Source organism: Microaerobacter geothermalis, assembly GCF_021608135.1.
Classification (GTDB): Bacteria; Bacillota; Bacilli; order DSM-22679; family DSM-22679; genus Microaerobacter; species Microaerobacter geothermalis.
On sequence record NZ_JAKIHL010000062.1, the window covers coordinates 1 to 8,846 of the forward strand.

Sequence of the window (8,846 nt, forward strand, 5' to 3'; positions counted from 1 at the left end):
AAGTTTAATCTGCTCTTCTATCCTTATGAGTCCCTTAGACTCTTCCTTACTCCATTTGAATCTTCAGGGTTCGCTTGGCTTCTGCACTGTTCAGTTTTCAAGGTACATCTTTCTTCCTTCCCTCTTCGCCGCCCCATCGCGGCGACAAGAAATAATATATCATGTTTGATAAGAATTTGCAAGAGGAAATTTTTCCTTTCAATAAAAGCTCTCAAAAAACTTTGCCGTTTCCTTTTCCTACGTTAATGGTTCGATTATACAAGAGAATAATATATTTCACCTATTTTTCGATCCGATAATTTCGTTTCTTTTACCAATGATTTTCTCACTAATTTATTAAATAGGATCGGTAAATCCATATGCATCCCCTTTAGCTTAGGATGATTTTGCAACTCGTGAATACTGCTAGGTTTACCAATTTCCTTTAATATACCAAGAATAAATGAGCTTGCCATATGCAGTTTAGACATTACCGTGAATTCACTTGCGAGAAGAAATAATTCAATCTTTTTTTCAAGTGGTTCCTCACCATTAACAAGTTCATAATAAAGATGGAATACTTCCGGGTCGATCTCTTTTACCTGATTCCATAATGTCACTTCAGGATGATACCCTTTATCTATGATGGTTAACCTAGCCCAATGATGAAGTGCATTTAAAATATGATTAAATGAATCAAGCACATTTCCTTGGGCCAATAACTCTTTCCCTTCTGTATACGAACGCAAAAAATGAGTGAATTCCAGGCATTTTTTCCTCTCCCTCATTTCGATAGGAAAATATCTGAGACCCTCAATCAAGTTTTCCAACCATCCATCTGAATCAAGTATAATCTTTCCGTTTAATAACCACTGCATTATTCTTCGATTACGTCCCCTCATGATCCAACGATTTAACCCACTCTCTGTGACCCATTGTTCCTGTATGCGGAACGACTTTACCTTATACTGTTTCGAAAACCACTGATCATCCTCTTCATCCATAATGACGATCACCAGACCATCAAATCCATCGAGCAAAGAATGAATTTGATCAGGTTTTTCAATAGCAATTGCAGCTTTTATCCCACGTTTATGTTTATATTGTGTCACAAACAACTCAAAAATCTCTTCCATCCCTTCTCATCTCCTTAAAAACACAAACATTTCTTCATTCCTTGTTATTCCATCTGGCCAAGACGATTGAATCATGTTGGTATGTTTATTCTTTCTACACTAGAACGGATATTCCTTCAAAAAAGAAAGGCTCCCAAAAAACATTGTTTATCACTATTGACATAGTGAAAATAATATTTTATTATTTCATTGTACATTTCTTTTACTCTTCCTGAGGTACTATTTCTATTGACCTTCTCAATCATTTGAGAAGGTTCTTTTTTAACTTTTTGTCTTTTAGGGGTCAAGAAAAACATGATATACTCCCTTTAGGAGGTTATGAAAATGTCCATTAACAAAATTGCCAGGTTTCGTTCTTTAGCTTTGTTTATTATTTTTATTAGTATTGTTATCATGTATTTAGCTTTATTTTTTAAATCATCATATCTTATTATGGCAATTATTATGACCATCGGTTTTATACTTTTAATCGGGAGTACCATCGGTTTTTTCTGGGTGGGCATGGTTTCAACAACAAAGACGGTACAGGTAACCTGTCCAAAGTGTGGCAAAGTGACAAAAATGCTGAAAAAAGTCGACCAATGCATGTTTTGTAATCAGACACTATCTCTCGATCCCATTCATGCAAAAAATAATGAAGACCATCAATAATTCGATGGTCTCTTTTCCATTTCCTCCTCAATTGTAATCCAAATTTCAGGCTTTTCGAATCCTCTTCGCCAAGATGCAATTCCTGCTAAGTCATATTTTTTCACCAGTTGAATCCTTTTCCTCATGGAGTCTTCATTTTCTAACCATATTCTATATACCGCCTGATCTTTTGGATCATTATATTCCGCATACCATTGTCCCAAATCTTCCAACCATTGAGGAGTGATCCTTTTTTCTTTGATCCATTTTTCGGCAGCCATCATTGAGATTGCCTTTTGCGAAACCTTAATTGACCCATCTGCCTGACTTTCTTCCTTCCAAAGTCTTGTGTAAAAGGGAACTCCCAAAAGAAGTTTTTCAGCAGGAACCTCTTCAAGGACACCTAATAATCCCTTTTCCACCCAAGGCAATGAAGCAACAGAACCTGCCTTAGTACTGGATGCCCAATGCTCATCATATGTCATCACCACGACATAATCGACCGCTTCGGCCAATCTTTTTCTGTCATAAAATAGGGACCAATTCTCGCTTGGGGATTTGATGGTTACATCGATAGACAACGTTAAGTTTTGTTCATGTAGATAGGGGGCCATTTCTCTTACAAATTGAACTAGCAGCTCTTTATCCTTTAGATAAACGTTCTCAAAATCTATATTGATTCCATCCAATTGATAAAGAGATGAAAATTGAATCAACTGTTGTATCACTCTTTTTCTTTTCATAAAATCACTAAGCACATCATGAGTAACATCAGGATCAAAGCGATTATTAAACAATGCCCATACCTGATATCCCTGGCTGTGAGCCCACTTGACATAAGACAATTCTGCTTTATTTGATAGATTCCCTTCTTTATCCATCAAAGAAAACCAAGTAGGAGATACAACATTTACTCCGGGTAACGGCAGTAGTTCTTTAGGAGATGGGTTTTTTTTGATAACATGTTCCCAAGTTAAGTTGATTTTTCCTCCCAAGGGATTCCAACTAGGTTTTTCTCTTTCTTTCATCTGTTTTCCGGTCACCCTGATTCCAGAAAGAACCGTTTGCTGCTTGTCAACAAAACCAATCATTCCATCGAGGGTTTGTACCAAATACCATCCGTTTTTTTCTCCATACACTTCTACCTCTTCCCCATTTTTAAACTGAGCAACAATAGGCGCCTTATTGGTAGAATCATTTCTAATATAGATAAAATCTTCCTCTTCTTGATTCAATACACCTGTTGCCAATTGAACAGGTTCATAAGGATTAGACAAAATGACTACATTCGATGTTTCATTATAAGTCACGTTAAATGGGTACATTTCCATTAAGGGAGAGGTTGGAATCCATTTATGACCTTCTTTTATCGTGACAGGGAATCTTAAGGAAAATGGATTGTCATTTATAAATCCTTCAATCTGTTTATTTGGCAATCGTATCACTTTATCCTCAGTCGTGATGATTACTGACTGAATAGACTCATCCCAAAAGACATTCCGATCTATTTTTTCCTTAAAAAGCTCGTAGGTTAAATAAATCTCGCCATCTTTTACCCAAGCTTCTTCCTGTAATAATTCTCCCTTATAAATAACCGGAAATTGCTTACCTATATATGGATCAACCCATTCCTTATTGGGTTGTGACTCTAAAAACCGCCATATGTAAGCTGTACTTGCTAAACCCAAAAGTAAAGAAATAAGAATTCCCATGGATATGAGCTGTCCTCTCTTCGGTCTATGTTCAACCTTATTTCTTTCTAATTCCATGTCATCCTCTCCCAAACACAATGGTACCTTCATGATAACAAAAAGGACAATTTGAAAGCTACTCCAAAAAACTTTCCAGGAGAAAAGGAGTTTTAGACAAAAAAAGCATAGCGATAGGCGCTATGCTTCCTGTTTTTCGATTTTATTCACAACTATAGACGAGGAATTAAAGAATTAACTCCATCTTTGAAATACCCAGATGTTTATAATGGCTCCGTTCTTTTGCCTCGAAGGGGACATGAATCAAACCTTTAATTTTCAATTAGTGTTTCTGCTTACAATCAGGACAAAATCCATAAAGCTCCATACGATGATATTTCACATCATAACCAGTTTCCTCTGACGCTGAACGCTCCACTTCACTTAGTGGGGGTAATGTTTGATAATAATCATCAATTCGACCACAATTCATGCAAATAATATGGTAATGATCAGACACATCCGCATCAAAACGGCTGGAGGCATCGCCATAAGTCAGTTCTTGAACCAGCCCCACTTCTTTAAATACACGAAGATTATTGTACACAGTTGCTACGCTCATATTTGGAAATTTTCCTTCCAACGCTTTGTAGATATCATCGGCGGTTGGGTGGGATTTGGTATCAAGAAGATAGGCTAGAATTGCATGCCTTTGCGGCGTCATCCGAACACCGGTGGATTTTAACTTGTCAATGGCTTCATGTAAACGCTGTGCCGCCATCTTAACCGCCCCATTTCTGAAAATGTTAATTATTAAATAATAACATCCTATTAAATGATAATCTTTATAATCAGTTTATTCAAAAGAAGTAAAGTTTGTCAATACTTTTTACAGTATTATTATAAGGTACTACTTATTACTAAGTAGAAATACCCCCCATTTCCTACAGTATCGGCATCTTTTCCTCCTTCAAAACAAGGATGCAATGAGGAATGTCAGTTCTCTGTAATATTAATCAATAGCCTCTCCCTTTAGGAATCAAATTGATCAATTCTCGATTACCCCTTAGGAATAAATCAAGATTCTTGATAAATATGTCAAGGGCCCGTTCCATGTAGTAAGGAGAACGACCGGAAACATGAGGGGTGATAAAGCAATTTTCCAATTCCCAGAAAGGGTGGCTTTTGGGAAGGGGTTCCTCGGAAAAAACATCTAATACAGCACCCGCAATTTTCTTCTCTTTCAAACCTCTGATTAATGCCGATTCATCGACCACTTCACCCCTGGCGATGTTGATCAGATACGCCGAAGGTTTCATTGCTGTCAATTCTTTCTCTCCAATCAGCCCCCTTGTCTCCTTTGTTAATGGTGTGATAACGACAACAAAATCACTTTCCTTCAGCAGCTGTTCAATTTGATCCCTGGAAAACATCTGATCTACATCTGAAACTTCTTTTCCGCTCCGATTTAGTCCCAATACTCTCATGCCAAAAGCCTTTGCCCGACGGGCAATTTCTTTTCCGATGGCTCCGGTTCCCAAAATACCGATGGTTTTTCCATATATCTCCCCCACCCGAACAGACCGATCCCATTTTTTCTCCTTCTGCAAATCATAAAATACCGGAAATCTCCTTACCAATTGAATCAGTATTCCCAGGGTATATTCCGCCATTGGTATGGCATGAATACCGCTGACATTGGTAACCCATACCTCTTTCTTTTCAAGGGTAGAAAGGGGCATCTTATCCAATCCTGCACTAATGACCTGCACCCACTTTAATTGTTTCAAAGGAAGGACGAGATGTTCCGTCAAATCTTCCCCATAGGTCACGACGATATGCGCTTTATCTAACAGATCTAGCGCCTGATCCATATGTTCAAAAAAGAAAAATTGAACTTGCGGAAACTGTTCTTGCAATTTATTTTGGTGTTTTTGGCTTAGCTTTGCAGTAAATAACACATTCACAACCTTCACCCCATTTGTCGATATTTCCCGGGAAAAGAAATAATGGTGTCGAAAGACACCATTTTATTGATTTGCTTCAAGGAACCGAAGAACTTCATCAGCATGTCCACTTACACTGACTTTTCTCCACTCCTGAATAAGAACTCCATTCTCATCAATCAAAAAAGTGGAGCGTTCAATTCCATAGGACTCTTTTCCGAACATTTTCTTCAATTTTAGCACTTCGTATTTTTTACATACTTCCGCCTCGGTATCGGAAAGAAGTATAAATGGGAGATCCAGTTTTTCCTTGAATTTTTCGTGAGATTTCAAACTGTCTCGACTAACCCCTACAATTTCGGTGTTCAATTTTTCAAATGAGGCAACTTTATCCCTAAAGTCGCTAGCTTCAGCAATTCATCCAGGGGTATTATCCTTCGGGTAAAAAAACAAAACTAGTTTCTTCCCTTTAAAATCAGCAAGGGACACCTGTTTGCCATTGGTTCCTGGCAGTGAAAAATCTGGTGCAGGTTGACCTATAGCTACCAAACTATCCACCTCCTTTTTATTCAACTTTATCTTAACAGGAAAAGACACCCATTGCAAAAACTAACTGCCAGCTCCTCGATACCTTCTCACCCCCCGGTTCCAGAGCCAGATGCTCCCGATAAAGAAGAGGATACCCACAACAGGAGTTAAAAATGAGTAAAAAAACCATTCCTGTTTCCCAAGAAAAAATGATGCGGGATACACTCCAACAAAAGCAAATGGAAGGATCCATGTCAGAATAAAACGAATCACCCGATTATAAATATCTACTGGATAACGTCCATAGTTCCCAATATTATACATCATCGGCATAATCCCTGTGCGGCTGTCACTCCAAAAGCCAATGCTTGCCAACGAAATGAAGATTCCTCCATAGACAAGGGCACCGCCCACCGCAAAAAGAAATAAAAACAAAAGATCATACCAGTGAAAGGGCAGTTGAAGAGATTGCCAGCTATACCATAAAATTAACCCTCCGGTCACCGCCCCAAATAATGCTTCCAACTCCAATGTCTCCAATATAATTTGAAACAAAGAGTGGACAGGCCTGGTCAAAATGCGATCCATTTCTCCACGGACGATATATCGTTCATTAAAATCCCAAATATTAAAGAAAGTTGAAAACAAGGCATAAGGAATTAAGAAAAAGCCATATATAAATATCACTTCATCCCTTGTCCAGCCTTTAAGAAGGGAGGTATGACCAAATACGACAATGATGAAAATAAACTGAACGGCCTGAAACATCAAATCAGAAATAAATTCAATCAATATATCCATACGATATGCCAATCGGGTCTTGGCGTATTGAAGAATATACTGCCAAAATACAGAGAAGTAAAAAGCCATAATTATCCCCCTTGTATCTCCAGCTTTCGCCTGGCCCTAACCCAAATGAAGAAAATCGGAATCAGAAGAAGAAACACCCAAACCCCTTGAATCAACAATCCTTCGTAAATTTGGGAACCCCTAATCCCTCCGGAAAAAATCATCGAAGGCAAATAGCTGATTCCTTGAAACGGAAGGGAGGATAAAATGTTTTGAAACCATCCCGGGAAAAAGCTTAAGGGTAAAATCAAACCGGAAAATAAATCCACTATCACCCTTTTTGCCCTCATCAACCCTTCATTATTAAGAAAGAAAAAGGTTAAAATGCCTGTAATAAGATTAATTTCACTATTGATAAGGAAGCTTAAAAAAATACTGACAAAAAATAATGCCCAAACGGATAATGAATCAGGCAGCTCTAAAGAGAATAAAAAAGTAACCAAAACCATCCCGGGAACGGAGAAAAAGAGTAGACGAAAAAGCCCCTCTCCAAATCCCTGCATCATTTTTACCAATAAATAGCTGTAAGGACGAATCAGTTCAATGGCCACTTTTCCTTCCTTAATTTCCATCGCCATTTCCCTGTCAATATTGTTAAAGTAAAATGACCTTGCCATCCAGGCGACAGCAATATATGAAGTCATCTGCTCTGCCGTCAGTCCACCCAGACTCTCTTTATCTCCATAAATGGCTTGCCAAAGAAAATAATAGGCTCCAATATTAATCGCATAAATAATAATACCGCTATAATAATTTACCCGGTAAGCTAACATCATGAGAAACCGGATTCTTATCCACTCCAGATAATGACTGCCCATGAGAAACTCCTTCTTCATATATTTTTCGAACTATTTCCTCTGTGCTCACTTCCTGCATCTGAATATCCTTAATTTCCTGATCTCCAAAAAATCCAATAATATCAGAAATTGTAACCTCCTTAGAAAGGTCAACCTGTACCTTGAGAGGGTGAATTGGTTTGATCAACATGCCTGTTTGATCGGAAAGATGCCGCCATTGGTCCACGTCAATCTCATGGGTAAATTCTAAAATAACCCTTTTTTCTCCACCCCACTGTTCCTTTAATGTAGATAATTCCCCGTCATAGATTTTTTTTCCTTCATCAAGAATAACAACCCTTGAACATAGGGCTTCAATATCCGTTAAATCATGGGTGGTCAGCATAATGGTGGTTCCAAGGGTACGATTTAACTCCGTTAAGAACTCACGAATCTTTAATTTCACCAATACATCAAGACCAATGGTGGGTTCATCCAAAAATAACAATGGGGGATTGTGAATAAGGGCGGCAGCCAATTCACAGCGCATTCTTTGTCCCAAACTAAGCTTTCGTACCGGCCTGTCCAACAGGGAATGAATATCTAATACATCCAGCATCAGCTCCATCTGTTTTTCATACGCTTCATCTGAAACCTTATACACCTTCTTAAGCAAACGGAAAGACTCCTGAACCGCAATGTCCCACCACAATTGGCTTCTTTGTCCAAAAACAACTCCGATGGTTCTGGCAAAACGTTCTCTTTCCTTAAATGGAACCATCCCATTCACCCGGATCTTCCCTGAAGTAGGAACGAGTATCCCTGTTAGCATTTTGATCGTTGTCGATTTTCCCGCCCCATTCTCTCCTATATAGCCTACCATTTCACCGGACTTTATTTGTAAATCTAATGAATCTACGGCTCTTACAGTAGTATATTGTCGGGTGAGCAAATCACGCATGGCTCCCCCTATTCCTTTTCTGCTTTTGTAGGATTTAAACTCCTTGGTTAATTTCCTTGCTTCAATCCGATATTCCATGTGCAATCACTCCCTTCTTTTAACAGACGCGGAACTAAACTTACATGACCCGAAGGGTCACAAATTCTCATGAAAATAATTCCATCCAGTAGTTACCTAGTTACTATATCATCGTCATCTTCTCATAATGGAAATTGAACAGGGGAATGGTAAGTCGTAAATCTTTATGGTGGTAGCAATATCAGACCCCGCGAACTAAACGGACAGCATCGATCATTGAGCACAAATTCCTGTTGCTGCGAGCACGAATATCAAATTACTGTTTGTCTCTGATC

General features: G+C 38.5%; 9 protein-coding genes. 1 reads left to right on the forward strand and 8 read right to left on the reverse strand.

The genetic code is table 11. From position 1 onward, the window contains the following. Nucleotides 1-254: 254 nt before the first annotated feature. Nucleotides 255-1,115 carry a nucleotidyltransferase-like protein gene (locus L1765_RS15355; RefSeq protein WP_236408369.1) on the reverse strand — a complete coding sequence of 287 codons (861 nt, stop codon included), beginning with the start codon at nt 1,113-1,115 and terminating at the stop codon, nt 255-257. Nucleotides 1,116-1,439: 324 nt separating this feature from the next. Between L1765_RS15355 and L1765_RS15360 the strand changes: the two genes are divergently transcribed. Continuing rightward, nucleotides 1,440-1,766, forward strand: coding sequence for a DUF2614 family zinc ribbon-containing protein (locus L1765_RS15360; RefSeq protein WP_329610066.1), 327 nt, complete (start codon nt 1,440-1,442; stop codon nt 1,764-1,766). Here the strand turns inward: L1765_RS15360 and L1765_RS15365 are convergent. The 7 genes from L1765_RS15365 to L1765_RS15395 form a co-directional block, all read right to left on the reverse strand. Beyond that, entirely contained in the window at nt 1,760-3,514 is a 1,755-nt protein-coding gene (locus L1765_RS15365; protein ID WP_236408371.1) for a glycosyl hydrolase family 18 protein, read from the reverse strand. The two genes, L1765_RS15360 and L1765_RS15365, sit on opposite strands and share 7 nt — an antisense overlap. A gap of 262 nt (nt 3,515-3,776) precedes the next feature. Further along, the gene (gene perR / locus L1765_RS15370; protein ID WP_236408372.1) at nt 3,777-4,214 is read right to left on the reverse strand and encodes a peroxide-responsive transcriptional repressor PerR; all 438 of its coding nucleotides are present in this window, start codon (nt 4,212-4,214) and stop codon (nt 3,777-3,779) included. Between the two features lie 235 nt (nt 4,215-4,449). Beyond that, nucleotides 4,450-5,400, reverse strand: coding sequence for a D-2-hydroxyacid dehydrogenase (locus L1765_RS15375; RefSeq protein WP_236408373.1), 951 nt, complete (start codon nt 5,398-5,400; stop codon nt 4,450-4,452). A gap of 63 nt (nt 5,401-5,463) precedes the next feature. Beyond that, nucleotides 5,464-5,928 (reverse strand): peroxiredoxin, encoded by a 465-nt coding sequence (locus L1765_RS15380; RefSeq protein WP_236408374.1) that lies wholly within the window; start codon nt 5,926-5,928, stop codon nt 5,464-5,466. 60 nt (nt 5,929-5,988) lie between these two features. Further along, nucleotides 5,989-6,777 carry an ABC transporter permease gene (locus L1765_RS15385; RefSeq protein ID WP_236408375.1) on the reverse strand — a complete coding sequence of 263 codons (789 nt, stop codon included), beginning with the start codon at nt 6,775-6,777 and terminating at the stop codon, nt 5,989-5,991. Between the two features lie 2 nt (nt 6,778-6,779). Further along, complete coding sequence (locus L1765_RS15390; RefSeq protein ID WP_236408376.1) at nt 6,780-7,574, reverse strand: ABC transporter permease; 795 nt, start codon at nt 7,572-7,574, stop codon at nt 6,780-6,782. Beyond that, the gene (locus tag L1765_RS15395) at nt 7,501-8,571 is read right to left on the reverse strand and encodes an ABC transporter ATP-binding protein (protein ID WP_236408377.1); all 1,071 of its coding nucleotides are present in this window, start codon (nt 8,569-8,571) and stop codon (nt 7,501-7,503) included. The genes L1765_RS15390 and L1765_RS15395 overlap by 74 nt, the downstream gene beginning before the upstream one ends. Nucleotides 8,572-8,846 lie beyond the last annotated feature (275 nt).